The sequence below is a fragment of the Streptomyces sp. CNX435 genome, assembly GCF_059570575.1.
This window is the reverse complement of the sequence record NZ_JCANTA010000008.1, coordinates 1-25,814: the sequence shown is the minus strand read 5'-3', so window position 1 is coordinate 25,814 and position 25,814 is coordinate 1. Positions and strand designations below refer to the sequence as shown.

Sequence of the window (25,814 nt, the reverse complement as noted above, 5' to 3'; positions counted from 1 at the left end):
CGCAGTGAGCACAATCACGGACGATCCGGGGAACGGCCGACCGCGGCCCCCCTGGCTTGGCGGTGCGGCAGGCGGGCCCGGTACGCTCACCGCCGTGCCCCACCCCGATCAGTTCCACCAGGAAGCGTCGGGCGCCCCGGCGAGCCATCCGTGGGCGCCCCGCCCCGCCGAGATCGGCCCCGTACCGCTCACGGATCTGGCCGACCGGCTGGGCACCGGCGTCACCGGCGCGGCCAAGGACGTCACCGTCACCGGCATCACCCACGACTCGCGCGCCGTCCGCCCCGGCGACGTCTACGCCGCGCTGCCCGGCTCCCGGCTGCACGGCGCCGACTTCGCCGCCCAGGCCGCCGACCTCGGCGCCGCCGCGGTGCTGACCGACCCGGCCGGGATGGAGCGGGCCGCGGGCACCGGGCTGCCGGTGCTGGTCGTCGGCGACCCGCGGGGCCGGATGGGGGAGCTGGCCGCGGCGGTCTACGGCGAGCCGGGGCGGGAGCTGCTGCAGATCGGGGTCACCGGCACGTCGGGCAAGACCACGACCGCGTACCTCGTCGAGGGCGGGCTGCGGGCCGCGGCCGAGAAGGCCGGCGACGGGCTCACCGGCCTCATCGGCACCGTCGAGACGCGCATCGGCGACGAGCGGCTGAAGTCGGAGCGGACCACGCCGGAGGCGACGGACCTCCAGGCGCTGTTCGCGGTGATGCGGCAGCGCGGCGTCGCGTCGGTGGCGATGGAGGTCTCCAGCCACGCCCTGGTGCTCGGCCGGGTCGACGGCGTCCTCTTCGACGTCGCCGTCTTCACCAACCTGAGCCCCGAGCACCTGGACTTCCACACCGGCATGGAGGACTACTTCCGGGCCAAGGCGCAGCTGTTCACGCCGGCCAGGTCGCGGGCGGGCGTCGTCAACATCGACGACGAGTACGGGGCGCGCCTCGCCGAGGAGGCCGCGGCCCCCGACGACGGCGGCGACTACCCCGTCACCACGTACTCCGCCGAAGGCCACCCGGACGCCGACTGGCGCGCCGAGGACGTCGAGATCGGGGTGCTCGGCTCCTCGTTCACCGCCGTCGGCCCCGGCGGTGTCGCGATCCCCGCCGAGGCGCCGCTGCCCGGCACGTTCAACGTCTCCAACACCCTCGCCGCCATCGCCGCCCTCGTCACCGCCGGCGTCGACCCGGCCACCGCCGCCGGCGGCGTGGCCGCCGTGCCGGGCGTGCCGGGCCGGCTGGAGCGGGTGGACGCGGGCCAGGGCTACCTCGCCGTCGTCGACTACGCCCACAAGCCCGACGCGCTGGAGTCCGTGCTGCGCGCGCTGCGCAAGGTCACCGCGAACCGGCTGCACGTGGTCGTCGGCTGCGGCGGCGACCGCGACCCGCACAAGCGCGGCCCGATGGGCGCCACGGCCGGCCGGCTCGCCGACACCGCGGTACTCACCTCCGACAACCCCCGCTCCGAGGACCCCCTCGCGATCCTCGCCGCGATGCTCGCCGGCGCCGCCGAGGTGCCGGTCTACGAGCGCGGCGACGTGCTGGTCGAGGCCGACCGGGCCGGCGCCATCGCCATAGCGGTGGCCCGCGCCGGCGCCGGCGACACGGTGCTGATCGCCGGCAAGGGCCACGAGCAGGGCCAGGACACGGCCGGTGTGGTACGTCCCTTCGACGACCGCGACGAGCTGCGCAAGGCGATCCGCGAGCGCCTCGCCGGCGGGGCCGTGGGCTGGGCGACCGCCGGTCCGGAACCCGGGACCGAGGGCGCCCCGACGCGCGGTGGCCCGTCCGCCGCGCCGCCGGCCGGCAACCGGCCGGGCGCCGCCGCGCCGGCCGGCCGCCGGCCCGCCGGAGGCGCCGCTTCCGGCGGCGTACCGCGAGATCCCGCAGATCCCGCCGATCCGGCAGCTCCGGTAGATCCCGCAGCGTCCGCCGGGCCCGCAGCGCCCGCCGGTCCTGCGGATCCCGCGGACCCCGCCGACCCCGCCGGAGGCGTACGGTGATTCCGCTCAGCCTCGCCGAGGTCGCCGACCTGACCGGCGGCGAGCTGCACGGCGTGGCCGACCCGCAGGCGCTGGTCACCCGCCCCGTGGTCATCGACTCGCGGCAGGCGGAACCGGGCGGCCTCTTCGCCGCGTTCGCCGGTGAGCACGTCGACGGGCACGACTACGCCGCCCGCGCCGTCGCCGCCGGCGCCACCGGCGTCCTCGGCACCCGCCCCGTCGAGGGCGTGCCGACCGTCGTGGTCGACTCCGTGCCCCCGGCGCTCAGCGCCCTGGCCAAGCACGTCGTCGCCCGCCTCCACGGGTCCCTCACCGCACTCATCGCGCTCACCGGCTCCTCGGGCAAGACGTCCACCAAGGATCTGCTCGCCCAACTGCTCCAGCGCCTCGGCCCGACGGTCTACACCCACGGGTCGTTCAACAACGAGATCGGCCATCCCGTCACCGCACTCCAGGCCGCCGCCGACACCCGGTACCTGCTGCTGGAGATGGGCGCCCGCGGCCTCGGCCACATCCGTGAGCTGGCCGCGGTGACGCCGCCGCGCATCGGCCTCGTCCTCAACGTCGGCACCGCGCACATCGGCGAGTTCGGCGGCCGGGAGAAGATCGCCGAGGCCAAGGGCGAGCTGGTCGAGGCGCTGCCGCCGGGAGCCGAGGGCGGGGTCGCCGTGCTCAACGCCGACGACCCCCTCGTCCGCGCGATGGCGTCCCGTACCCGGGCGCGCACCGTGTACTACGGCGAGGCGCCCGAGGCCGGCGTACGGGCCGCGGACGTCCGCCTCACCGCCGACGGGCGGCCGGAATTCACCCTGCACACGCCTGCCGGCAGCGCCGGTGTGATCATGCGGCTGTACGGTGAGCACCACGTGTCGAACGCGCTCGCCGCCGCCGCCGTCGCGCACGAGCTGGGCATGCCCCCGGCGGAGATCGCCGAGGCGCTCTCCGCCGCCGAGGCGCTGTCCGGCCGGCGCATGGAGGTCAGGCGGCGGGCGGACGGCGTGACGGTCGTCAACGACGCGTACAACGCCAACCCCGAGTCCACGCGGGCCGCGCTGCGCGCGCTCGCCGCCATGGGACGGGGCAGTGCGGCGCCGGGGGGACGGACCTTCGCCGTGCTGGGCGCGATGGCGGAGCTGGGCGACCACGCCATGGTCGAGCACGACGGCGTGGGCCGGCTGGCCGTCCGCCTGGGCATCAGCAAGCTCGTGGCAGTGGGCCGGCAGGAGGCCGCCTGGCTGGACATGGGCGCGAAGAACGAGGGTTCGTGGGGTGAGGAGTCGGTGCACGTGTCCGACGTCGACGCGGCTGTCGACCTGATGCGCGGCGAGCTGCGGCCGGGAGACGTCGTGCTCGTCAAGGCGTCCAGATCCGAGGCGCTGTGGCGCGTGGCGGAAGCGCTGCTCGACGAGGAGGGCGCCGCCCGATGAGGCAGATCCTCTTCTCCGGAGCCCTCGGGCTCTTCTTCTCCCTCATCGGCACCCCACTGCTGATCAAACTCCTGGCCCGCCGCGGGTACGGGCAGTTCATCCGCGACGACGGCCCGCAGGCGCACCACAGCAAGCGGGGCACGCCGACAATGGGCGGCGTCGCGTTCATCCTGGCCACGATCATCGCGTACGCGATCACCAAGGTCGCCACCGGCAGTTCGCCCACGTACTCCGGGCTGCTGGTGCTCTTCCTGATGGCCGGCCTGGGCCTGGTCGGCTTCCTCGACGACTACATCAAGATCGTCAAACAGCGCAGCCTGGGCCTGCGGGCCAAGGCGAAGATGCTCGGCCAGTTCACCGTCGGCATCGCCTTCGCGGTGCTGTCGCTGAACTTCGAGGACCACCGCCAGCTGACGCCCGCGTCCACCAAGCTGTCCTTCACCCAGGACTTCGGCTGGTCGATCGGCCCGGTGCTGTTCGTCCTCTGGGCGCTCTTCATGATCCTGGCGATGTCGAACGGCGTGAACCTCACCGACGGCCTGGACGGCCTGGCCACCGGCGCCTCGGTGATGGTCTTCGGCGCGTACGTCTTCATCGGCGTCTGGCAGTACCAGGAGTCCTGCATCAACGCGGACGTCCTGACCAACCCGGGCGCCTGCTACGACGTACGCGACCCGCTCGACCTCGCCGTCGTCGCCTCCGCCCTGATGGGCGCCTGCTTCGGCTTCCTGTGGTGGAACACCTCGCCCGCGAAGATCTTCATGGGCGACACCGGCTCGCTGGCCCTTGGCGGCGCGCTCGCGGGCCTGGCCATCGCCTCCCGCACCGAACTGCTCCTCTCCATCCTCGGCGGCCTGTTCGTCCTCATCACCCTGTCCGTGGTGATCCAGGTCGGGTCGTTCCGGATGACCGGCAAACGGGTCTTCAGAATGGCGCCACTACAGCACCACTTCGAGCTGAAGGGCTGGAGCGAAGTGCTCGTGGTGGTCAGATTCTGGATCATCCAGGGCATGTGCGTGATCGTCGGCCTGGGCATCTTCTACGCCGGCTGGGCGGCCCGGTGAGCGGCCGGCGGGTGTACGGGGGGCCGGCGTGAGCGAGTTCGCCGGCCGCCGGGTGACCGTCGCGGGGCTCGGGGTCAGCGGCGGGCCCGCCGCCCGCGCGCTGCACCGGCTCGGCGCGGAGGTCACCGTCGTCGACGGCGCCGACCACGACCGGGCCCGGGCACAGGCCGCGGAGCTGGCGCCGCTGGGCGTCACCGTACGGCTCGGCGACGGCGACACCCTGCCCGCGGGCACGGAGCTGGTCGTCACCACGCCCGGATGGAAGCCCTCCGCCCCGCTGTTCGCCGCCGCCGCGGCGGCCGGCGTCCCGGTCTGGGGCGACGTGGAGCTGGCCTGGCGGCTGCGCGGCACCTCGGCGACAGGTCGGCCGCCCGCCGACTGGCTGGCGGTCACCGGCACCAACGGCAAGACCACCGCCGTGAAGATGCTCGCCGCCATGCTCGAAGCCGCCGGGCAGCGCACCGCCGCCGTCGGCAACATCGGCGTCCCGCTCGTCGACGTCGTCACCGGCCACGGCCCGTACGCGGACCTCGACGTGCTCGCCGTCGAGCTGTCCAGCTACCAGCTCCACTGGGCGCCGTCCGTACGCGCCCACTCCGCCGTCGTCCTCAACCTCGCCCCCGACCACCTCGACTGGCACGGCTCCATGGCGGCGTACGCCGCCGACAAGGGCCGTATCTACGAGGGCAACCGGGTGGCGTGCGTCTACAACATCGCGGACCCGGCCACCGAGGAACTGGTGCGCGGGGCCGACGTCGAGGAGGGCTGCCGCGCGGTCGGGTTCACCCCCGGCGCCCCGGCGCCCGGGCAGCTCGGCGTCGTCGACGGGCTGCTGGTGGACCGGGCGTTCGTGCCGGACCCGCAGCGTACGGCGCAGGAGCTGGCTGCCGTCACCGACGTGCAGCCGCCCGCCCCGCACCCCGCCCCGCACAATGTCGCCAACGCCCTCGCCGCCGCCGCCCTCGCGCGCGCGTACGGGGCCCCGCCCGCGGCCGTACGTGAGGGGCTGCGTGCCTTCCGCCCCGAGCCGCACCGCATCGAGCGGGTCGCCGAGGCCGGCGGCGTGACGTACGTGGACGACTCCAAGGCGACCAACACCCACGCCACCGCGGCCTCGCTGGCCGCGTACGACGGCATCGTCTGGATCGCCGGCGGGCTGGCCAAGGGCGCCACCTTCGACGACCTCGTCGCGGGCGCGGCGCGGCGGCTGCGCGGCGCCGTGCTGATCGGCCGCGACCGCGCGCTCATCGCCGACGCGCTGGCGACACACGCGCCCGGGGTGCCGGTGGTGGACCTGGACCGGACCGACTCCGGGGCAATGGCGGCGGCCGTCGCCGAGGCGGCGCGGCTGGCCCGGGCCGGCGACACCGTGCTGCTGGCGCCGGCCTGCGCCTCGATGGACATGTTCACGAACTACAACGTGCGCGGCGAGGCATTCGCCGCCGCGGTGCACGAACTCGCCGCCGGCGGGGACCGGGGAACCGGGTAACCCGGCGGCGTACGGACGCTGCCCCGGCCGCGTTGCCGGGACCGGCCGACAGGCCCGCTGCCGGTCGGCCGCCGCCCCGCGATCGCATGCAGCGGCCTCCCTGCGCCCCCGGGGCGTGGGCGGTGCCCGCTGCGCCGCCGGCCCCGCGGGCGGACCACGGCGAGACCGACACGGGACCCAGGATCCCGACGCCTCGAAGGGGACCGCGTACCGTCGCGTCGTGCCCCCGGGCGGGGCGCCGGCGTGGCAACCTCGTTGCCCATGGGCGGTGTGCGGGGCCAGCGAGGAGACGGCGGATGAGCAGAGCGGACCAGGACCGGGGCGCGCGGCGCCCGGCGGCCGGGCGCGGGGCGGCGTCGAAGAGCGCGCCGCGGTCCGCCCGCGGCGCAGCCGTCCCCGGCGCCCGTACGGCCCGTACGGCCCGTACGGGCCGTACCCCCCGCCGCCCGGCCGCCGGCGCGGCCGGGCCGCGCCGGCTCGCGCGCCGCGTACGCCGCGCCTGGGACCGGCCGCTGACCGCGTACTACCTGCTGCTCGGCGGCAGTCTGCTCATCACCGTGCTGGGCCTGGTGATGGTCTTCTCCGCCTCCCAGATCGAGGCGCTCAACAGCGGCCTGGCGTCCACGTACTACTTCCGCAAGCAGCTCGTCGCCGCCGTCCTCGGCACCCTCCTGCTGTTCGCCGCCTCCCGGATGCCGATCCGGCTGCACCGCGCGCTGGCGTACCCGATTCTGGCGGTGTCGCTGTTCCTGATGGCCCTGGTGCAGGTGCCGGGGATAGGGCAGTCGGTGGGCGGCAACACCAACTGGCTGAACTTCGGCGGCCCGTTCCAGCTCCAGCCCAGCGAGTTCGGCAAGCTGGCGCTGGTGATGTGGGGCGCGGACCTGCTGGCGCGTAAACAGGACAAGAAGCTGCTCACCCAGTGGAAGCACATGCTGGTGCCGCTGGTGCCCGTGGCGCTGCTGATCCTCGGCCTCATCATGCTCGGCGGCGACATGGGCACCGCGATGATCCTGGGCGCGATCCTGCTGGGCCTGCTGTGGGTGGCCGGCGCACCGACCCGGCTGTTCGCCACCGTCATCGCGGTCGGGGCGACACTGACCGTGGTGGCGTTCACCTCCAGCCCGCACCGCATGGACCGGCTGCGCTGCATCGGCGCCACCGAACCGGGCCCCGGCGACGTCTGCTGGCAGGGCCTGCACGGCATCTACGCCCTCGCCTCCGGCGGCTGGTTCGGCTCGGGCCTCGGCGCGAGTATGGAAAAATGGGGCGAACTACCGGAACCGCACACCGACTTCATCTTCGCCGTGACCGGGGAGGAACTCGGCCTGGCGGGGACACTGTCGGTGCTCGCCCTCTTCGCGGCTCTAGGCTATGCGGGTATCCGCGTGGCCGGACGTACGGAGGACGCCTTCGTAAGGTATGCCGCGGGGGGAGTGACCGCCTGGATCATGGCGCAGGTCGTGATCAACATCGGCGCGGTCCTGGGACTGCTGCCCATCGCCGGCGTCCCCCTCCCGCTGTTCTCCTACGGAGGCTCCGCCCTGCTGCCGGCGATGTTCGCCGTGGGGTTGCTGATCGCGTTCGCGCGCGAGGAACCGGCGGCACGGGCGGCACTGGCCGTGCGGCCCGCGGGGGTGCTGCAGTCTGCTAGAAGGGTGCTCGCCGGAAAAAGTCCGGGGAGCACCGCCAGGAGAGCCAGGAAGACAAGGTGACGGACCGCCGGCGGGCGGCCGTCGCGGAGAGCGGTGAAATTCGGTGCATGTCGTACTCGCCGGTGGGGGGACCGCCGGCCACATCGAGCCCGCGCTCGCCCTCGCCGACGCCCTGCGCAGGCAGGACCCGACGGTGGGCATCACGGCGCTCGGTACCGAGCGCGGGCTCGAGACCAGGCTGGTCCCGGAGCGCGGCTACGAACTGGCGCTGATCCCCGCGGTCCCCCTGCCGCGCAAACCCACGCCGGAGCTGATCACCGTCCCAGGGCGGCTGCGCGGCACCATCAGGGCCGCCGAGGAGGTGCTGGAGCGCACGAAGGCCGACTGCGTCGCCGGCTTCGGCGGCTACGTCGCGCTGCCCGGCTACCTTGCGGCCAAGCGCCGCGGCGTGCCGATCGTGGTGCACGAGGCCAACGCCCGCCCCGGCCTCGCCAACAAGATCGGCTCGCGCTACACCAAGTTCGTCGCCGTCTCCACGCCCGACAGCAAGCTGCGGCACGCCCGCTACGTCGGCATCCCGCTGCGCCGCTCCATCGCCACCCTCGACCGCGGCGCGCTGCACGCCGAGGCGTGCGCCGCGTTCGGGCTCAACCCCAACCTGCCGACGCTGCTGGTCTCCGGCGGCTCGCAGGGCGCCCGGCGGCTGAACGAGGTCGTCGAGTCGGTCGCGCCGTACCTGCAGCGCTCCGGCGTGCAGATCCTGCACGTCGTCGGGCCGAAGAACGAGATGCCGCAGGTCGACAATATGCCCGGCATGCCGGCGTACGTCACGGTGCCGTACGTGGACCGGATGGATCTCGCCTACGCCGCGGCGGACATGATGCTCTGCCGCGCCGGCGCGATGACGGTCGCCGAACTCTCCGCGGTCGGGCTCCCGGCGGCGTACGTCCCGCTGCCCATCGGCAACGGCGAGCAGCGCCTCAACGCCCAGCCGGTCGTCAAGGCCGGCGGCGGACTCCTCGTCGACGACGCCGAGCTGACGCCGGACTGGGTGCGCCAGCAGGTGCTGCCGGTGCTCACCAACCGCCAGCGGCTGCACGAGATGTCCTGGGCGGCGGCGGAGTTCGGCCGGAGGGATGCCGACGAACTCCTCGTCGGCATGGTGTACGAGGCCGTGGCGGGCCGGCGGGGATCATAGGTCTCCGATCTCACCACACCAGTCAGGGGGTACGGGGATGGCCGGAGCGGTCCGCGAGAAGGCGGCGGCCGGCCGCGAGGAGCGCGACCGGGGCGCCTCGTCCGGCCGGCCGGACGAGGCCCGGGGGCCGGCCGGACGCCGGGCCGCGGCCGGCCGGCGGCTGCGGAGCCGCCGGGTGCTGATCGCCGTGCTGCTCGCGGCGGCCGTGCTCGGCGGGTTCTCCGGCTGGGCCCTGTACGGCTCCGGCTGGCTGCGGGTGGAGCGGGTGGCGGTCTCCGGAACGGACGTGCTCACCTCGAAGGAGGTGCTGGACGCCGCCCGCGTCTCCACGGGCGTGCCGATGGCCACCGTCGACACGGACGCGGTCGAGGCGCGGCTGGCGGCGGAGTTGCCGCGTATCGACACCGTGGAGGTCGACCGCGCCTGGCCGCACCGCGTCGTGGTGAAGGTCACCGAACGCCGGCCCGCGGTGCTGTTGCGCGAGGGGGAGACATTCGTGGAAGTCGACGACGAGGGCGTGCGGTTCGCCACGGTGCGCACGCCCCCGGAGAACGTGCCGATGGTGGAGATGCGGGTCGCGGACTCACCGAGCCTGGACCGCTTCGGCCGGCAGCGGCTGCGCGTGAGCGCGGTGCGCGTCGCGGCTGCGCTCTCCGAGAGCGTGCGCCGTGACACCCGTACTATCCTTGTGCGTTCATATGACTCCGTCACGCTGGAGCTGACCGGCGGGCGGACGGTGCTGTGGGGGAGCGCGGAGCGCGGCGTGGCGAAGTCGAAGGCCCTTGCGGCGGTCATGAAAGCGGAGCGCGATGCGCGGTACTTCGACGTCAGCGTTCCCAGCGCCCCCGCGGCGTCGGCGAGTTGACGCACAACTGCGCAGTTCAGACCCCCCGTGGGGGGTCGCAACGCCTGATCACATAGGGTGAAAAGAAAAACGGGAGGTTCGGCGTGTTCATTGAACGCGGAAGCCTTGTCGACTTAGTGTCTCGTTCCAAGAGTCCAGGTACGGGATGCTGCGGGAACCCTAAACTTCACGCTTAGGGTTCGACCGGCGTTCGGGGACCCCCACAAACGGCATACGTAACTCGAGGCGAGAGGCCTTCGACGTGGCAGCACCACAGAACTACCTCGCGGTCATCAAGGTCGTCGGCATCGGCGGCGGTGGCGTCAACGCCATCAACAGGATGATCGAGGTCGGTCTCAAGGGCGTCGAGTTCATCGCGATCAACACCGACGCGCAGGCACTGCTGATGAGCGACGCGGACGTCAAGCTCGACGTCGGTCGCGAGCTGACCCGCGGGCTCGGCGCGGGCGCCAACCCGGATGTCGGCCGCAAGGCCGCCGAGGATCACCGGGAGGAGATCGAGGAGGTGCTCAAGGGCGCCGACATGGTCTTCGTCACCGCCGGCGAGGGCGGCGGCACCGGCACCGGCGGCGCGCCCGTCGTGGCCAACATCGCCCGCTCGCTCGGCGCGCTCACCATCGGCGTCGTGACCCGCCCGTTCACCTTCGAGGGCCGGCGCCGCGCCAACCAGGCCGAGGACGGCATCGCCGCGCTGCGCGACGAGGTCGACACCCTCATTGTGATCCCCAACGACCGGCTGCTGTCGATCTCGGATCGTCAGGTGAGCGTGCTCGACGCCTTCCGCTCCGCGGACCAGGTGCTGCTCTCCGGTGTCCAGGGCATCACCGACCTCATCACCACGCCGGGCCTGATCAACCTGGACTTCGCGGACGTCAAGTCCGTGATGTCGGAGGCCGGTTCGGCGCTGATGGGCATCGGCTCGGCGCGCGGCGACGACCGCGCGGTGGCCGCGGCCGAGATGGCGATCTCCTCGCCGCTGCTGGAGGCGTCCATCGACGGCGCCCGCGGCGTGCTGCTGTCCATCTCCGGCGGCTCGGACCTCGGCCTGTTCGAGATCAACGAGGCGGCCCAGCTCGTCAGCGAGGCGGCCCACCCGGAGGCGAACATCATCTTCGGCGCGGTGATCGACGACGCCCTCGGCGACGAGGTGCGGGTCACGGTCATCGCCGCCGGCTTCGACGGCGGGCAGCTGCCGTCGAAGAACCGGGACAAGGTCCTCGGCTCGTACAGCGGCCGCGACGACTCCCCGGCCGAGTCGGTCGCGGACAGCGCGTCCGCCGCCCGGTCCACGGAGCCGGAGCGGCCCGCGTTCAGCGGCCTCGGCTCCCTGTCCGGCGACGGCACCGAGGACAGCACCCCGGCGCCGCCGCCGGCCGTCCCGCCGCAGGTGCCGGCGGCCCGGCCATACCAGGACAGCGAGGTCGAGGAGCTGGACGTACCGGACTTCCTGAAGTAACCGGCGGGTTGATGACGTAACGTACGACCCGTGATAGGGCAGACATACGCGACAGGCGGCGCTCACTTCGCCTTCACCGACCGGTGGGGCGGCGTGAGCGCCGCTCCGTACGCGGAGTTGAACCTCGGCGGCGCCGTCGGCGCCGACGATCCGGCGGCGGTCGCCGCCAACCGCGACCGCGCCGCCCGCTCGCTCGGGGTGGAGCCGGCGCGGGTCGTGTGGATGCACCAGGTGCACGGGCGCGACGTCGCCGTCGTGGACGGGCCGTGGGGCGACGCGCCCCCGCCCGCCGTGGACGCCGTCGTCACCCGCGCCCGCGGCGTGCCGCTCGCCGCCCGCGGCGCCGACTGCGTGCCGCTGCTCCTCGCCGACCCCGCGGCCGGGGTGGCGGGCGCCGCGCACGCCGGGCGGCCCGGCATGGTCGCCGGGGTGGCCGGGGCGGCGGTCGAGGCGATGGCCGGGCTGGGCGCCGAGCCGGCGCGGATCGTCGCCTACCTCGGGCCGGCGGTCTGCGGACGCTGCTACGAGGTGCCCGAGGCGCTGCGCGAGGAAGCCGCCGGGCGGGTGCCGGCGGCGCGGGCGACGACGAGTTGGGGGACGCCGGCACTGGACATCCGTGCGGGCGTGGTCGCGCAGTTGGAGACCCTGGGTGTGGGAATGATCACAGTGTCCGACGTGTGCACGCTGGAGTCCCGGGACCACTTCTCGTACCGGCGCGAGGGTGCCACGGGCCGGCACGCGGGCTACGTCTGGCTGGACGGGGAATGATGGACGGGATCACGGGGGAGGGCAGGGTGCCGGAGGCGGGGGACCGGGAGCGCCGGGCCGAGTTGGCCGCGAACCTGGCGCGCGTGGAGGAACGTATCGCCGGCGCGTGCGCGGCGGCGGGGCGCAAGCGCGAGGAGGTCACGCTCGTCGTCGTGACGAAGACCTATCCCGCGAGCGACGTGCTGCTGCTGGCCGACCTGGGCGTACGGAACGTGGCCGAAAACCGCGACCAGGAGGCCGCCGGCAAGGCCGCCTTGTGCGCGGAGCGGGGCGCGGGGCGGGGCGGGGACGCGCCGCTCATCTGGCACTTCGTCGGCCAGCTGCAGACCAACAAGGCCCGTTCCGTGGCCCGCTACGCCGACTACGTACACTCCGTCGACCGCCCCCGGCTGGTCACCGCGCTCGCCGCCGCGGCCGGGCGCGAGGGCCGCGAGCTGGGCTGTCTGCTGCAGGTGGCGCTGGACAGGGAAGACGGGGAACCCGGCGCGGAACTCGCCGGCGAACTCGACAAGAAGGCGGCGTCCGGCGAGGATTCCGGCAGCGGTGCGACGGCGGACCGCGGCGGCGTCGCGCCCGGTGACGTACCGGCGCTCGCGGACGCGGTGGCGGCGGCCCAAGGGCTGCGGCTGCGCGGCCTGATGACGGTCGCGCCGCTGGCCGGGGCGTACGCGGGACGGCAACGGGCGGCGTTCGAGCGGCTGATGGAAATCTCATCCCGCCTGCGCGCGGCGCATCCGGCTGCAACGATGGTCTCGGCAGGGATGAGCGGTGACCTCGAGGAGGCAATTGCCGCAGGAGCGACACACGTACGCGTCGGCACCGCGGTACTCGGAGTCCGGCCTCAGCTCCGGTAACGTCGCCAAGCGAGTCGGACGACAGTAGAAAATAAGCTTCATTCCCGGTCAATTCAGGCAGGGCAGCGTGGATCACGTCACTGGCGACGAAAGCCGATCCACCGCAGAGCGGAGGGCGTAGAGCATGGCCGGCGCAATGCGCAAGATGGCGGTCTACCTCGGCCTCGTGGAGGACGATGGGTACGACGGCCCGGGGTACGACCCCGACGACGAGTTCGAGCCGGAGCCCGAGCCCGAGCGACGCCACCGCCACCAGTCCCCGCAGCCGCCGCAGCAGGACGAGCCGCCCCGCGCGATCGCCCAGCCGCCGGCGCAGCGGGATCGGCCCATGGACCGGGAGCCCGCGGGGCGTTCGGCCGGGCTGCTGCCCGAATCGGGGCGTTCGGGGCGAATCGCTCCCGTGTCTTCCATCACACCTGACCGTCCCAGCCTGGAGAAGAGTGCGCCGGTGATCATGCCCAAGGTCGTGTCCGAGCGGGAGCCTTATCGGATCACGACGCTCCACCCGCGTACGTACAACGAGGCACGTACCATCGGGGAACACTTCCGCGAGGGCACTCCGGTGATCATGAACTTGACCGAGATGGACGACACGGACGCAAAACGACTTGTCGACTTTGCGGCTGGACTCGTCTTCGGCCTGCACGGCAGCATCGAGCGTGTGACCCAGAAGGTGTTCCTGTTGTCGCCTGCTAACGTCGACGTAACAGCGGAGGACAAGGCCCGCATCGCAGAAGGCGGGTTCTTCAACCAAAGCTGAGCCAAGCAACACTGTGCGAGCGGCCAAGGGGCCGGAACGCGAAGGGGAGAGGACCACAGCGAGATGGACGTCGCGCTTCAAGTGATCTACATCGCGCTGTTCGTTTTCCTGATCGTGCTGATCTTCCGGTTGATCATGGACTACGTGTTCATGTTCGCCCGCTCCTGGGAGCCGGGCAAGCCCATGGTGGTGTTGCTTGAGGGCGCCTACACGGTCACGGATCCACCACTCAAGCTCCTGCGGCGGTTCATCCCGCCGCTGCGTCTAGGGGGCGTGGCGCTGGACCTGTCCTTCTTCGTCCTGATGATCATCGTCTACATCCTGCTCACTGTGGTGGGCGGAGCGAGGTGATGGTGAAGAGGGTCGAAGACTGTCGATATGCCGATGTCGCCGATGACTACGTTGAGGTGAAGAAATGCCGCTGACCCCCGAGGACGTGCGGAACAAGCAGTTCACGACCGTCCGACTCCGAGAGGGCTACGACGAGGACGAAGTCGACGCGTTCCTCGACGAGGTTGAGGCCGAACTGACCCGGCTGCTCCGCGAGAACGAGGACCTGCGGGCCAAGCTGGCCGCGGCGACCCGGGCCGCGGCACAGAACCAGGGGACCGCCGGGGCCACCGGGACCGCCCGGGCCGCCGGTCCGCCCGGACACGGTGGGCCGGTGCCCGCCGCCATATCGGGCCCGCAGCCGGTGCCGCCGCAGCAGATGGGCCCGCCGCAGGGCGGCCCGCCCCAGCTGCCTTCCGGCGCACCCCAGCTGCCTGCAGGTCCCGGCGGCATGGGCCCCGGCGGTCCGGGTGGTCCGGGCGGCCCCGGCGGTCCGGGCGGCCCCGGTGGTCCCGGTGGCCCCGGTCACGGTCCGCACGGCCCCGGCCCGATGGGCCCCGGTGGCCCGGGCGGTCCCGGCGGTCCCCAGCACGTCCCGCACGGCGGCCCGCCGCAGCAGCAGCACGTCGGCGGCCCCCCGCCGCAGCACGGCGGCCCCGGCCCGCAGCAGGGTGGCCCCGTCGGCGGCGACAGCGCCGCCCGGGTGCTGTCGCTGGCGCAGCAGACCGCCGACCAGGCGATCGCGGAGGCCCGCGCCGAGGCCAACAAGATCGTCGGCGAGGCCCGCAGCCGCGCCGAGGGTCTGGAGCGCGACGCGCGCGCCAAGGCCGACGCCCTGGAGCGGGACGCGCAGGAGAAGCACCGCGTGGCGATGGGCTCGCTGGAGTCCGCGCGCGCCACGCTGGAGCGCAAGGTCGAGGACCTGCGCGGCTTCGAGCGCGAGTACCGCACCCGGCTGAAGTCGTACCTGGAGTCGCAGCTGCGCCAGCTGGAGAACCAGGCGGACGACTCGCTCGCCCCGCCCCGTACCCCGGCGGGGGGCTCGCTGCCCGCCGGGTCGGCTCCCGCCCCGGTGCCCTCGATGGCCCCGGCCGGCGCCGGTGCCATGAGCGGCCCCCCGAGCATGGGTGGCGGCACGATGGGCGGTGGCACGATGGGCGGCCAGCAGGGCATGCCGACCCGCGGGCAGCAGCCCGCCGGCGGCCCGTCGTACGGCAGCCAGCAGCAGATGTCCCCGGCGATGACGCAGCCCATGGCGCCGGTGCGCCCGCAGGGCGGTCCGATGCAGCAGCCGCCGTCGCCGATGCGCGGCTTCCTCATCGACGAGGACGACAACTGAGCACGGCCTGACGGCCGTCGGCATATCGCAGAGGGCCGGGTCCCGCGGAACGCTCGCCGCGGGACCCGGCCCTTGCGTGTGCCCGCCCGGGGGTACGGGCGCGCGTGCCGGAGGCGGCGTGTCGGAGGCGGGGCGGCGGCTCGGGTACGGTGCCGGACGCCCGGCCCGGACCTGCACCGCAAGGCCGGCTCCCCGCCCCCGTGGCCGTACGAGGGCGGGTGGCCGCCGGTGGGCCCGGACTCAGGCCCGTACGAGCCGGAAGGTCAGCGACAGCGGCTCGTCCGTGAACGGCTCCCCGTAGCCCGCCGCCTCGTCCGCCGGGTCCGCGTCCGCGTCGCCCGCGGCGAAGTCCGTCGCCAGGACCTCCTCCGCGATCAGCCCGGCGTGGTCCGACAGCGCCTGCCGGACCTCCGGGTCGGCCGTCGACCAGCGCAGCCGGATCCGGTCCGCCACGTCGAGACCGGAGTTCTTCCGCGCCTCCTGGACCAGCCGGATCACGTCCCGGGCCAGGCCCGCGCGGCGCAGCTCCGGCGTGATCTCCAGGTCCAGCGCCACGGTCGCGCCCGCGTCGGAGGCCACCGACCAGCCCTCCCGCGGGGTCTCGGTGATGATCACCTCGTCCGGGGAGAGCGTCACCGGCTCGCCGTCGACCTCCACCGTCGCGCTGCCGCCGTCCCGCAGCGCGGCCGACAGCGCCGCCGCGTCCGCCGCCGCGACGGCCTTCGCGACGTCCTGCACCCGCTTGCCGAACCGCTTGCCCAGCGCCCGGAAGTTGGCCTTCGCGGTGGTGTCCACCAGTGAGCCGCCGGCCGTCCCGCCGGTGGTCTCGGAGAGGCCCGCGAGCGCGGAGACGTTCAGCTCCTCGGCGATCTGCGCGCGCAGCTCGGCCGGCAGCGCCGCGAAGCCCGCCGCGGCCACCAGCGCCCGCGACAGCGGCTGCCGGGTCTTCACCCCGGACTCCGCCCGCGACGCCCGGCCCAGCTCCACCAGGCGCCGTACGAGCTGCATCTGCCGCGACAGCTCCGGGTCGAACGCCGCGGCACCCGAGCCGGCCGGCTCCGGCCACGCCGCCAGGTGCACCGAGGCCGGGGCGTCCGGCACGACGGGCACCACGAGGTCCTGCCACACCCGCTCGGTGATGAACGGCACCACCGGGGCCAGCAGCCGCGTCACCGTCTCCAGTACGTCGTGGAGCGTGCGCAGCGCCGCCGCGTCGCCCTGCCAGAAGCGCCGCCGGGAGCGGCGCACGTACCAGTTCGACAGGTCGTCGACGAAGGCGGACAGCAGCTTGCCGGCGCGCTGGGTGTCGTAGCCGTCGAGGGCGTCGGTCACCCGGGTCGTCAGCGCGTCCAGCTCGCCGAGCAGCCAGCGGTCCAGCAGCGGCCGGTCCGCGGGCGCCGGGTCGGCCGCCGAGGGCGCCCAGCCGGCGGTGCGGGCGTACAGCGCCTGGAAGGAGACCGTGTTCCAGTACGTCAGGAGGGTCTTGCGCACGACCTCCTGGATCGTGCCGTGGCCGACCCGCCGGGCCGCCCAGGGCGAGCCGCCGGCGGCCATGAACCAGCGCACCGCGTCCGCGCCGTGCCGGTCCATCAGCGGGATGGGCTCCAGGATGTTGCCCAGGTGCTTGGACATCTTGCGGCCGTCCTCGGCGAGGATGTGGCCGAGGCAGACCACGTTCTCGTAAGAGGACCGGTCGAAGACGAGCGTGCCGACGGCCATCAGCGTGTAGAACCAGCCGCGGGTCTGGTCGATGGCCTCGCAGATGAACTGCGCGGGGTAGCGGGTCTCGAAGACGTCTTTGTTCTGGTACGGGTAACCCCACTGCGCGAAGGGCATCGAGCCCGAGTCGTACCAGGCGTCGATGACCTCCGGCACCCGCTCCGCGCGCAGCGTGCAGCCCTCGGTGGGGCAGGGGAAGGCGACCTCGTCGATGTACGGGCGGTGGGGGTCCAGGGACGACTGGTCGGTGCCGGTCAGCTCGCTCAGCTCGGCCAGCGAGCCGACGCAGGTGAGGTGGTCCTCGGCGCAGCGCCAGACGGGCAGCGGGGTGCCCCAGTAGCGGTTGCGGGACAGGGCCCAGTCGATGTTGTTGTTCAGCCAGTCGCCGTAGCGGCCGTGCTTGACGGATTCCGGGTGCCAGTTGGTCCGCTCGTTCTCGCGCAGCAGGGCGTCCTTGACGCGGGTGGTGCGGATGTACCAGGACGGCTGCGGGTAGTAGATCAGCGGCGTGTGGCAGCGCCAGCAGTGCGGGTAGCTGTGCTCGTACGGCTCGTGGCGGAAGAGCAGTCCGCGCGCGTCGAGGTCGGCGACCAGCGTTTCGTCGGCCTTCTTGAAGAACTGGCCGCCGACGAGCGGCAGTTCCCCGCCGAAGGTGCCGTCCGCGCGTACCGGGACCTCGACCTCGATGCCGTACTGCCGGGAGACCTTGAAGTCGTCCTCGCCGAACGGGGCCTGGTGGACCAGGCCGGTGCCGTCCTCGGTGGTGACGTAGTCGGCGTTGACGACGTAGTGCGCGTCGGTCAGGTCCACCAGGTCGAAGGGCGGCCGGTACGTCCAGCGCTCCATCTCGGCGCCGGTGAACGACTGCCCGGTGGTCTCCCAGCCCTCGCCCAGCGCCTTGCCGACCAGCTGCTCGGCGACGACGACCTTCTCGGTGCCGTCGGTGGCGACGACGTAGGTGACGTCCGGGTGGGCGGCGACCGCGAAGTTGGCGGTGAGCGAGAACGGCGTGGTGGTCCAGATGACCAGGGCCGCCTCGCCGGCCAGCGGGCCGGAGGTGAGGGGGAAGCGGACGTAGACCGAGGGGTCGACGACGGTCTCGTACCCCTGCGCCAGCTCGTGGTCGGACAGGCCGGTGCCGCAGCGCGGGCACCAGGGGGAGACGCGGTAGTCCTGGACGAGCAGGCCCTTGTCGTAGATCTGCTTCAGGGACCACCAGACGGACTCCACGTACTCGGAGTTCATCGTCCAGTACGCGTCGTCCAGGTCGACCCAGTAGCCCATCCGCTCGGTCAGCTCGGCGAAGGCGTCCGTGTGCCGCTGGACGGAGGCGCGGCACTTGTCGTTGAACTCGGCGATGCCGAAGGCCTCGATGTCCTGCTTGCCGTTGAAGCCCAGCTCCTTCTCCACGGCCAGCTCCACCGGCAGCCCGTGGCAGTCCCAGCCGGCCTTGCGTGCCACGTGGTAGCCGCGCATGGTGCGGAAGCGGGGGAAGACGTCCTTGAAGACGCGGGCCTCGATGTGGTGCGCGCCCGGCATGCCGTTGGCGGTGGGCGGGCCCTCGTAGAAGACCCACTCGGGCCGGCCCTCCGACTGCTCCAGGGAGCGGGCGAAGACCTGTCGCGAGCGCCAGAAGTCGAGCACGGCGTGTTCGAGGGCGGGCAGGTCTACCTGGGCGGGTACCGGTCGGTACAGGGGCGTGGTCATCGGGGACTCTTCCTCCGGCTGGCGTGCTGACGGCCGAACCGGAGGGACGAGAGCCGGGGCTCCCGCGGTACCACCCTCCTTGGCGGCGGAGCGCGCGCTGCGCGCCCACCGCCCCCTCATTGGGGCAGCGGTGCCGGTTCTACTCGCCCGGGGGCTTTCCTCCGGCGGCTCCGGGGTGATCTTCGCTCCGTGCACGCCGCCCGGGCTCGCACCGTCCCCGGGTCGCTCCTCGGCTGCGTACGGAAGTACTCGTCCCCATCCATGCCTGTCGCTGCCGACAGTGTACGGCCCCGGGGTGCGCGCCGCCGACCGGGTTTCCGCGCCGGGGCCCGCTGGGCCGTTCGGCCCAGTGCCGGCAAACCGGACAGGCGAGCGGAAGCCCGGGATTACCCGGCGCACGGCTGGGCACAACGTTTTGAGACCGGTCAGCCATGGCGTGCCCTGTTGCCGCGGACGCAGTGTCGATTTATCGTTCCGGCACCGTTCGCGAACAAGATCACAATATGTGAAGGGGTCCCGGCCATGGTTGCGAAGAAGACCGCGCCGGCGGCGACGAAGTCCACAGCGAAGAAGACCACGGCGAAGAAGGCGGCAAAGAAGGCGCCGGCGAAGAAGGCCGCCGCAGGCCGGACCACCGGGAAGAAGACCACGGGGGGGCGAGCGGCGAAGAAGCAGACCCCGCGGAAGCAGACCACGAAGAAGGCCACGACCAAGGACACGACCAAGGCCACGACCAAGGCCACGACCAAGGCCACGACCAAGAAGGCCACGGCGAAGAAGGCGCCGGCAAAGAAGGCCACGGCCAAGAAGGCCGCGAAGGCCGCGGCGAAGAAGGCCGAGCAGGCCACGAAGAAGCAGTCCGCGGGGAACAGGAAGACGGCGGCGACCGGGGCGCCCGCGGGCAGGGCCGCCCCCGCGAAGAAGTCGCCGCCCGCGAAGAAGGCCGCGGCCCGCAGGGCGCCGGCCGACAGGACCGAGCCCGCGAGGAGAACCGCGGCACGGGCCGCCGCCCCGGCGCGCAAGCCGGCGAAGAAGGCGGCGGCCAAGAAGACGTCCGCCAGGACGTCTCCGGGGAAGAAGACGGGAGCCAAGACGGTGGTCGCAAAGAAGACGCAGGTTGTGGAGGCCCCGGTCGCCGAGGCGGCGGGCGGGACGGCCCCGGCCGAGCCGGGGGAGCTGGCCGTGCGTCCGGGGGAGGATCCCTGGACTCCCGAGGAGATCGAGGAGGCCCGTCAGGGCCTGCGGGACGAGGTCGCGAGCCTGCGCTCGGAGATCCGTGCCTCCGAGGAGGCGGTGAGCGGGCTGATGCGCGACTCCGGCGGCGGCGCCGGCGACGACCAGGCCGACACGGGGACGAAGAACATCTCGCGCGAGCACGAGATGGCGCTCGCCGCGGGCGCCCGGGAGCGGCTGGTGCAGACCGAGCGCGCCCTCGTGCGGCTGGACGACGGCACGTACGGGCTCTGCGAGTCCTGCGGCAAACCGATCGGCAAGGCGCGTATGCAGGCGTTCCCGCGGGCCACCCTCTGCGTGGAGTGCAAGCAGCGGCAGGAGCGCCGCTGAGGGAGCGCCGGAGGCGCTGACGGGGCCGGTCGGCGGCGGTTACGGGCTGTGGTGCGACGGCTCGTACGCGTGTGTCGTACGCTCGACCCCAGTCAGCGCACCGGAGGGCACACGTGACAGAGGCGGAGCGGATCAGCGGGGACGCCAGGGAGCCCCGTGGGCAGGACGAGGGCGCCTCCGCGGCGGACGGGAAAGACACCGAGGAAGCCGCCGGCGCCGACGCCGCCGACGCCGCCGAGGGGGCGGACGTGGCCGGGCAGGCGGCGGACGGCGCGTCCGCGACGGGCCCCCGCGGCCGCAGGCGCATCGGCGTGCTCCTCGGCGTCGCCGCCCTCGTCTACGCCCTCGACCTCGTCACGAAGCTGATCGTCGTCTCCGAACTGGAGCCGGACAACCGCTCCGTCGAGGTCGTCGGCGACCTGCTGCGCTTCCAGGTCGTCCGCAACGCGGGCGCGGCGTTCGGCATCGGTGAGTCGATGACCGTCATCTTCACGCTGATCGCGGTGATCGTCATCGGGGTGATCGCCCGGCTGGCGCGCAAGCTGTACAGCCTGCCCTGGGCCATCGCGCTCGGCCTGCTCCTCGGCGGCCCGCTGGGCAACCTCACCGACCGCCTCTTCCGCTCCCCGGGCTTCTTCGAGGGCCACGTCGTGGACTTCATCGCCCCCGAGCACTTCGCGGTGTTCAACCTCGCGGACTCCGCGATCGTCTGCGGCGGCATCCTCATCGTGGTCCTGTCCTTCCGCGGCCTGGACCCCGACGGCACGATCCACCGCGGCTGACCGGGACGCCCGTACGCGCCTGCGATACTTCCGGGGTGAGTACCGTGCCCGAGATCCGCACCCTGCCCGTACCCGACGGCCTCGAAGGCGAGCGGCTCGACGCCGCCCTCGCCCGGATGTTCGGGTTCTCCAGGACCAAAGCCGCCGAACTGGCCGGCACCGGCAAGGTCCTCGTCGACGGGCGGGAGGCCGGGAAGTCGGACCGGGTGACGGCGGGGGCCTGGCTGGAGGTCGAGATGCCGGCGCCCGCGGCGCCGGTGCGGATCGTCGCCGAGCCGGTGCCCGGGATGACCGTCGTCTACGACGACGAGCACGTGGTCGTCGTCGACAAGCCCGTCGGCGTCGCCGCCCACCCCAGCCCCGGCTGGAGCGGGCCCACCGTCGTCGGCGGCCTGGCCGCCGCGGGGTACGCCATCTCCACCTCCGGCGCCGCCGAGCGGCAGGGCGTCGTGCACCGGCTGGACGTGGGCACCTCGGGGCTGATGGCGGTGGCCAAGTCGGAGCGCGCGTACACGCTGCTGAAGCAGCAGTTCCGGGAGCGTACGGTCGACAAGCGCTACCACGCGCTGGTGCAGGGCCACCCCGACCCGCTCAGCGGCACCATCGACGCGCCCGTGGGCCGCCACCCCGTACACGACTACAAGTGGGCCGTCGTCGCCGACGGCAAGCCCAGCATCACGCACTACGACCTCGTGGAGGCGTTCCGCGCCGCCAGCCTCCTCGACATCAAGCTGGAGACCGGCCGCACCCACCAGATCCGGGTGCACATGTCCGCCCACCGCCACCCGTGCGTCGGCGACCTCACGTACGGCGCCGACCCCACGCTCGCCCGGCGGCTCGGCCTGGACCGGCAGTGGCTGCACGCCGTACGGCTCGGCTTCGAGCACCCCGAGGACGGCCGGTGGGTGGAGTTCGAGTCGGACTACCCCGAGGACCTGCGGCGGGCCCTCGACACCGTACGCGCCGACAGCGCCTGACGGCGAGGGCCACGACCCCGAGAACGTGGACCGGGTGCTACGGCAGTTCGACGTCCGGAGCGTGTGCGGCGGCGCCGTTGAGCGGCGCCTGCGCCGTCATCACCTTCGGCAGCGCGTACGGATGCTTCTCCCGCAGCCAGGTGATCAGCTCCTCGCGCACCAGGCAGCGCAGGTCCCACAGCGCGTCCGCGTCCCGCGCGGTGGCCAGTGCCCGCACCTCCATCGTGGTCGGCGTGGTGTCCGTGACCACCAGGCTCCAGCCACGCCCGTCCCAGTGCGCGCAGCCGAGCAGCACCTCGTGCAGCCGCTCGCGCAGCGCCGGCACCGGCGTGGAGTGGTCGAGGTGGAAGTAGACCGTGCCGGTCAGCTCGGCGCCGCCGCGCGACCAGTTCTCGAACGGCTGGCTGGTGAAGTACGACACGGGGATGGTGATGCGGCGCTCGTCCCAGGTCTTCACGGTCAGGAACGTCAGCGTGATCTCCTCGACCGTCCCCCACTCGCCCTCGACGACGACGGTGTCGCCGATGCGTACGAGGTCGCCGAACGCGATCTGCAGGCCGGCGAAGAGGTTGCCCAGGGTCGACTGGGCGGCGATGCCCGCGATGATGCCGATGACGCCGGCGGACGCGAGCATCGAGGTGCCCACCGCCCGCATCTGCGGGAACGTCAGCAGCATGGCGGCCACGGCGATGGTGCAGATGACGAACATCACCACGCGCTGGATCAGCGTCAGCTGCGTCCGCACCCGCCTGCGGCGGGCGGAGTCGCGGGCCTTGGACTTGTAGCGGTGGTACGTCAGCTCCACGGCGACCGCGAGCACCTTCGTCAGCAGCCACGCCATGGACGCGATCAGCAGCAGCGCCAGCACGCGGGTGAGCACCGTGCGGCTGTCGTCGCCGTGGGTCAGCTCCGTGCGCTCGTACGTGCCCAGCAGGATCGACGTCAGCAGGGCGAGCTGCAGCGGCAGCCGGCAGCTGCGCAGCAGGCCCCATATCGGGGTCTCGGGGTGCCGGGCGTCGGCGCGGCGCAGCAGCAGGTCGACCACGACGCCGGCGAGCGCGGTGACCGCCACGGCGCCGCCGACGACCAGGACGGGCCGGAGCACCTCCTCGGTGGACACGTGAGCCTCCTTCGGACGCGGACCTCCCCGACGGTATCTGCCACGATGGGCGCATGACGATTCTGCTCTTCCACTCCATGTACGGACTGCGTCCGGCCGTGCACGCGACGGCGGAGCGCTGGCGCGCCGCCGGCCATGAGGTGGTCGTCCCCGACCTCTTCGACGGGCGTACGTCGGAGACGGCCGAGGAGGGGCTGGCGGTCAGGGACGAGATCGGCAGGGACGAGCTGCTGGCGCGCGCCGTGAAGGCCGCGGCGCCGTACTCGGCGGGCGGCGTGCTGTACGCGGGCTTGTCGCTCGGCGGCGCGCTGGCGCAGAACCTGGCGCTGGCCGACGAGCGCGCGCGGGGGCTGCTGATGATGCACGGCACGTCGGACCTCGCCGAGGGGGCCCGGGCGGCCTCCGGCGAGCTGCCGGTGCAGTTGCACGTGGCCGACCCCGACCCGTTCGAGACGCACGACTGGCAGACGGCCTGGTACCTGCGGATGGGGCGGGCCGGCGCCGACGTGGAGGTCTTCCGCTACCCGGGCGCCGGGCACCTGTTCACCGACCCCGGCCTGGCGGACTACGACGCGGAGGCGGCGCGGTCCGCCTGGCCGGTGGCGGATGCGTTCGTGGCGGAGCTGGACGGGCGCTCCGCCACGTAACGCGCGGGGTGTCGCGGGCTGCTACGCGCCCAGCTTGTCCAGCTCCGCGGGGAGCGTCTCGTTCTCGATCGCCTTGCCGTCGATCTTGATCGTCGGCGTGCCCTCGATGCCGGCGTCCTCGAAGCTGTTGATCATCTCCAGGGCCCACTTGTCGAACGTGCCCTTGTTGACGGCCTTCCGGAACTCCTTGTTGCCCTTCAGCTCGTCGACGTTCTCGGCGACGTCCAGCAGGTACTTGTTGTCGGCGAACTTGTCGTCGTTCTCCGGCGGGTGGTGCTCGGCCGAGTAGAGCAGCCCGTGGTACTCCTTGAACGCCTCGGTGCTGACGTCCAGGGCCGCTCCCAGGGCGCTCGCGGCGTTCTTGGAGCCGCTGCCGCCGAAGTTGCCGTCGATGATCGCGCCGAGGTGGACGCGCAGCTGGTACTTGTCGTCGTCGGCGCCCTTCTTCATCCGCTCGCCCAACTGCTGCTCGAACTGCGCGCAGGCGGGGCAGCGCAGGTCCTCGTAGACGTCGACCGTCTTCTCCGCGTCCTTGCCGCCGAGCACGACGGTCGTGCCCTTCTCGCCCTCGGCGTTCGCGGGCTGGACCAGCTTGGCGTTCTTCGCGGCGCCCCAGTCCTTGTCGCTGCCGTCGTCGCCGCCGAGGCTGGTGACCGCGAAGGCGACGCCGCCGACGACGGCCAGCAGGCCGACGGCCGCGCCGCCGACGAAGAGCTGCCGGCGCACCTTCTCCTTCTTGGCCTGCTTCTCGCGCTCGACGCGCAGCCGCTCGCGCGCGGCGCGCTTGGCTTCCTGACTGTTTCGCTTGCTCATGGTGGGAGGTCCTCGTGTGTGATCGGTGTGGCTGTGTGACGTGCCGGACGGCGGTGCTGCCGGATCGGATCAGGCAGCGGCCGGGCACGGCGGGCCACGCCGCAGGACCGAGTGCAGCAGGTGCGGCTGCGGGCGGAGGGCGCGGGTACGGTCCCACCGGCGGCCGGGGCGGCCGGTGCTCCGTACCGGGGCGACGGTGACGACGGCGACGGCCAGCAGCAGCGGGCGGAAGGCGACCGCCGCGGCGGCGCGCGCCAGCCCGGCGAGCGCGGCCTCGCCGCGGCGCAGCCAGGCGGCGGCGACCAGGCCGACGCCGACGTGGGCGGCGAGCAGCAGCCACGGGCTGGCGGCGGTGCCCGCGAGGGCCTCGCCGCGGCCGGTCATCCGGGCCAGCGGGGAGCCGACCTCGCCGGAGCAGAGCAGGTCGAGCCCCAGGGAGCGCAGCGAGCCGGCGACGGGGCCGCCGGACTGGCCGTAGCAGGTGTGCTGGCCGGCGGTGAAGACGGTGTCGGCCGCCAGCTCCAGCGGCACGAGCACGGCCGCGATGCTCCAGTAGCCGCGCTCGCGGCGGCCGGCGAGCAGAAAGGCGACGGCGAAGACGCCGGCGGAGAGCGCGGCGAGGGTGCCGAGCGGCAGCGGGGTGGCGGAGAGGAGCACGTGGGCGCCCGCGGACAGGCTGATGCACAGCGCGGTGAAGACCGCCGCGCGCATCGCCCTGATCGTTACGGCCGCATGTTCCATCGGGCGTGATTCTGCCATGGCGGACGGTAAACCCCGGCTAAGGAGGAGGCCGTGCTCCCCCCGGGGGCGGGCCGGGGCTGTCAGTGCCGGCGCCTAGACTTCCCAGCGTCCTGCCCGAGCCCTCGCACCCGTCGTCTGCTGGAGGTCCTCCGTCGTGGCCAAGCCGCCTTTTACGCATCTGCATGTGCACACGCAGTATTCGCTGCTGGATGGGGCGGCGCGGTTGAAGGATATGTTCGCGGCGTGTCGTGAGATGGGGATGTCGCATATTGCGATGACGGATCACGGGAATCTGCACGGGGCGTATGACTTCTTTGCGCAGGCGTCGGCGGCGGGGGTGACGCCGATTATCGGGATCGAGGCGTATGTGGCGCCGGAGTCGCGGCGGAACAAGCGGAAGGTGCAGTGGGGGCAGCCGCATCAGAAGCGTGATGACGTGTCTGGTTCGGGTGGGTATACGCATAAGACGATCTGGGCGTCGTCTCGTACGGGTTTGCATAATTTGTTCCGGTTGTCGTCGGATGCGTATAAGGAGGGGTGGTTGCAGAAG

22 protein-coding genes are annotated in these 25,814 nt (G+C 73.0%); 18 read left to right on the top strand and 4 right to left on the bottom strand.

Going from position 1 to position 25,814, the window contains the following annotated elements; translation table 11 throughout:
- Nucleotides 1–4: 4 nt before the first annotated feature.
- The 13 genes from T328_RS15830 (at nucleotide 5) to T328_RS15770 (ending at nucleotide 15,195) form a co-directional block, all read left to right on the top strand.
- Complete coding sequence (locus T328_RS15830; RefSeq protein WP_496496681.1) at nucleotides 5–1,990, top strand: UDP-N-acetylmuramoyl-L-alanyl-D-glutamate--2,6-diaminopimelate ligase; 1,986 nt, start codon at nucleotides 5–7, stop codon at nucleotides 1,988–1,990.
- Entirely contained in the window at nucleotides 1,987–3,417 is a 1,431-nt protein-coding gene (locus T328_RS15825) for a UDP-N-acetylmuramoyl-tripeptide--D-alanyl-D-alanine ligase (protein ID WP_496496680.1), read from the top strand. Before T328_RS15830 ends, T328_RS15825 begins: the two co-directional genes overlap by 4 nt.
- Complete coding sequence (gene mraY, locus T328_RS15820) at nucleotides 3,414–4,481, top strand: phospho-N-acetylmuramoyl-pentapeptide-transferase (RefSeq protein ID WP_496496679.1); 1,068 nt, start codon at nucleotides 3,414–3,416, stop codon at nucleotides 4,479–4,481. Before T328_RS15825 ends, mraY begins: the two co-directional genes overlap by 4 nt.
- Nucleotides 4,482–4,509: 28 nt before the next feature.
- Complete coding sequence (gene murD / locus T328_RS15815) at nucleotides 4,510–5,970, top strand: UDP-N-acetylmuramoyl-L-alanine--D-glutamate ligase (RefSeq protein WP_496496678.1); 1,461 nt, start codon at nucleotides 4,510–4,512, stop codon at nucleotides 5,968–5,970.
- A 296-nt stretch (nucleotides 5,971–6,266) separates the two neighbouring features.
- Nucleotides 6,267–7,685, top strand: a complete 1,419-nt coding sequence (gene ftsW / locus T328_RS15810; RefSeq protein ID WP_496496677.1) for a putative lipid II flippase FtsW — start codon at nucleotides 6,267–6,269, stop codon at nucleotides 7,683–7,685.
- Between the two features lie 43 nt (nucleotides 7,686–7,728).
- The gene (murG, locus tag T328_RS15805; protein ID WP_496496676.1) at nucleotides 7,729–8,823 is read left to right on the top strand and encodes an undecaprenyldiphospho-muramoylpentapeptide beta-N-acetylglucosaminyltransferase; all 1,095 of its coding nucleotides are present in this window, start codon (nucleotides 7,729–7,731) and stop codon (nucleotides 8,821–8,823) included.
- Between the two features lie 37 nt (nucleotides 8,824–8,860).
- The gene (locus T328_RS15800) at nucleotides 8,861–9,688 is read left to right on the top strand and encodes a cell division protein FtsQ/DivIB (RefSeq protein ID WP_496496675.1); all 828 of its coding nucleotides are present in this window, start codon (nucleotides 8,861–8,863) and stop codon (nucleotides 9,686–9,688) included.
- A 241-nt stretch (nucleotides 9,689–9,929) separates the two neighbouring features.
- Nucleotides 9,930–11,144 (top strand): cell division protein FtsZ, encoded by a 1,215-nt coding sequence (gene ftsZ, locus T328_RS15795; RefSeq protein ID WP_496496674.1) that lies wholly within the window; start codon nucleotides 9,930–9,932, stop codon nucleotides 11,142–11,144.
- Nucleotides 11,145–11,177: 33 nt separating this feature from the next.
- Nucleotides 11,178–11,912, top strand: coding sequence for a peptidoglycan editing factor PgeF (gene pgeF / locus T328_RS15790; RefSeq protein WP_496496861.1), 735 nt, complete (start codon nucleotides 11,178–11,180; stop codon nucleotides 11,910–11,912).
- The gene (locus tag T328_RS15785) at nucleotides 11,912–12,766 is read left to right on the top strand and encodes a YggS family pyridoxal phosphate enzyme (RefSeq protein WP_496496860.1); all 855 of its coding nucleotides are present in this window, start codon (nucleotides 11,912–11,914) and stop codon (nucleotides 12,764–12,766) included. The genes pgeF and T328_RS15785 overlap by 1 nt, the downstream gene beginning before the upstream one ends.
- 124 nt (nucleotides 12,767–12,890) lie before the next feature.
- A complete protein-coding gene (locus T328_RS15780) occupies nucleotides 12,891–13,526 on the top strand; it encodes a cell division protein SepF (RefSeq protein ID WP_496496673.1) in 636 nt (211 codons plus the stop codon).
- 63 nt (nucleotides 13,527–13,589) lie between these two features.
- Nucleotides 13,590–13,877, top strand: a complete 288-nt coding sequence (locus T328_RS15775) for a YggT family protein (RefSeq protein ID WP_281618893.1) — start codon at nucleotides 13,590–13,592, stop codon at nucleotides 13,875–13,877.
- A gap of 64 nt (nucleotides 13,878–13,941) precedes the next feature.
- Nucleotides 13,942–15,195, top strand: coding sequence for a DivIVA domain-containing protein (locus T328_RS15770; protein ID WP_496496672.1), 1,254 nt, complete (start codon nucleotides 13,942–13,944; stop codon nucleotides 15,193–15,195).
- A gap of 240 nt (nucleotides 15,196–15,435) precedes the next feature.
- Here the strand turns inward: T328_RS15770 and ileS are convergent, their stop codons facing one another.
- Nucleotides 15,436–18,621, bottom strand: coding sequence for an isoleucine--tRNA ligase (gene ileS, locus T328_RS15765; RefSeq protein ID WP_496496671.1), 3,186 nt, complete (start codon nucleotides 18,619–18,621; stop codon nucleotides 15,436–15,438).
- Nucleotides 18,622–19,143: 522 nt separating this feature from the next.
- On the opposite strand from ileS, the gene T328_RS15760 reads away from it, so the two are divergent.
- The 3 genes from T328_RS15760 to T328_RS15750 all read left to right on the top strand — a co-directional run bounded on the left by T328_RS15760 (nucleotide 19,144) and on the right by T328_RS15750 (nucleotide 21,943).
- Nucleotides 19,144–20,184 carry a TraR/DksA family transcriptional regulator gene (locus T328_RS15760; RefSeq protein WP_496496670.1) on the top strand — a complete coding sequence of 347 codons (1,041 nt, stop codon included), beginning with the start codon at nucleotides 19,144–19,146 and terminating at the stop codon, nucleotides 20,182–20,184.
- Between the two features lie 113 nt (nucleotides 20,185–20,297).
- Complete coding sequence (lspA, locus tag T328_RS15755; protein ID WP_496496669.1) at nucleotides 20,298–20,966, top strand: signal peptidase II; 669 nt, start codon at nucleotides 20,298–20,300, stop codon at nucleotides 20,964–20,966.
- 35 nt (nucleotides 20,967–21,001) lie between these two features.
- A complete protein-coding gene (locus T328_RS15750; protein ID WP_496496668.1) occupies nucleotides 21,002–21,943 on the top strand; it encodes an RluA family pseudouridine synthase in 942 nt (313 codons plus the stop codon).
- A 37-nt stretch (nucleotides 21,944–21,980) separates the two neighbouring features.
- Here the strand turns inward: T328_RS15750 and T328_RS15745 are convergent, their stop codons facing one another.
- Nucleotides 21,981–23,063, bottom strand: coding sequence for a mechanosensitive ion channel family protein (locus T328_RS15745; protein ID WP_496496667.1), 1,083 nt, complete (start codon nucleotides 23,061–23,063; stop codon nucleotides 21,981–21,983).
- Nucleotides 23,064–23,116: 53 nt separating this feature from the next.
- Here T328_RS15745 and T328_RS15740 point away from each other — a divergent pair, with 53 nt between their 5' ends.
- A complete protein-coding gene (locus T328_RS15740; RefSeq protein WP_496496666.1) occupies nucleotides 23,117–23,710 on the top strand; it encodes a dienelactone hydrolase family protein in 594 nt (197 codons plus the stop codon).
- 21 nt (nucleotides 23,711–23,731) lie between these two features.
- Here the strand turns inward: T328_RS15740 and T328_RS15735 are convergent, their stop codons facing one another.
- Complete coding sequence (locus T328_RS15735; RefSeq protein WP_496496665.1) at nucleotides 23,732–24,523, bottom strand: thioredoxin domain-containing protein; 792 nt, start codon at nucleotides 24,521–24,523, stop codon at nucleotides 23,732–23,734.
- A 69-nt stretch (nucleotides 24,524–24,592) separates the two neighbouring features.
- Nucleotides 24,593–25,234 carry a hypothetical protein gene (locus T328_RS15730; RefSeq protein WP_496496859.1) on the bottom strand — a complete coding sequence of 214 codons (642 nt, stop codon included), beginning with the start codon at nucleotides 25,232–25,234 and terminating at the stop codon, nucleotides 24,593–24,595.
- A gap of 184 nt (nucleotides 25,235–25,418) precedes the next feature.
- Between T328_RS15730 and T328_RS15725 the strand changes: the two genes are divergently transcribed.
- Nucleotides 25,419–25,814: PHP domain-containing protein (locus T328_RS15725; protein ID WP_496494918.1), on the top strand; the 396-nt coding region annotated here is incomplete at its 3' end.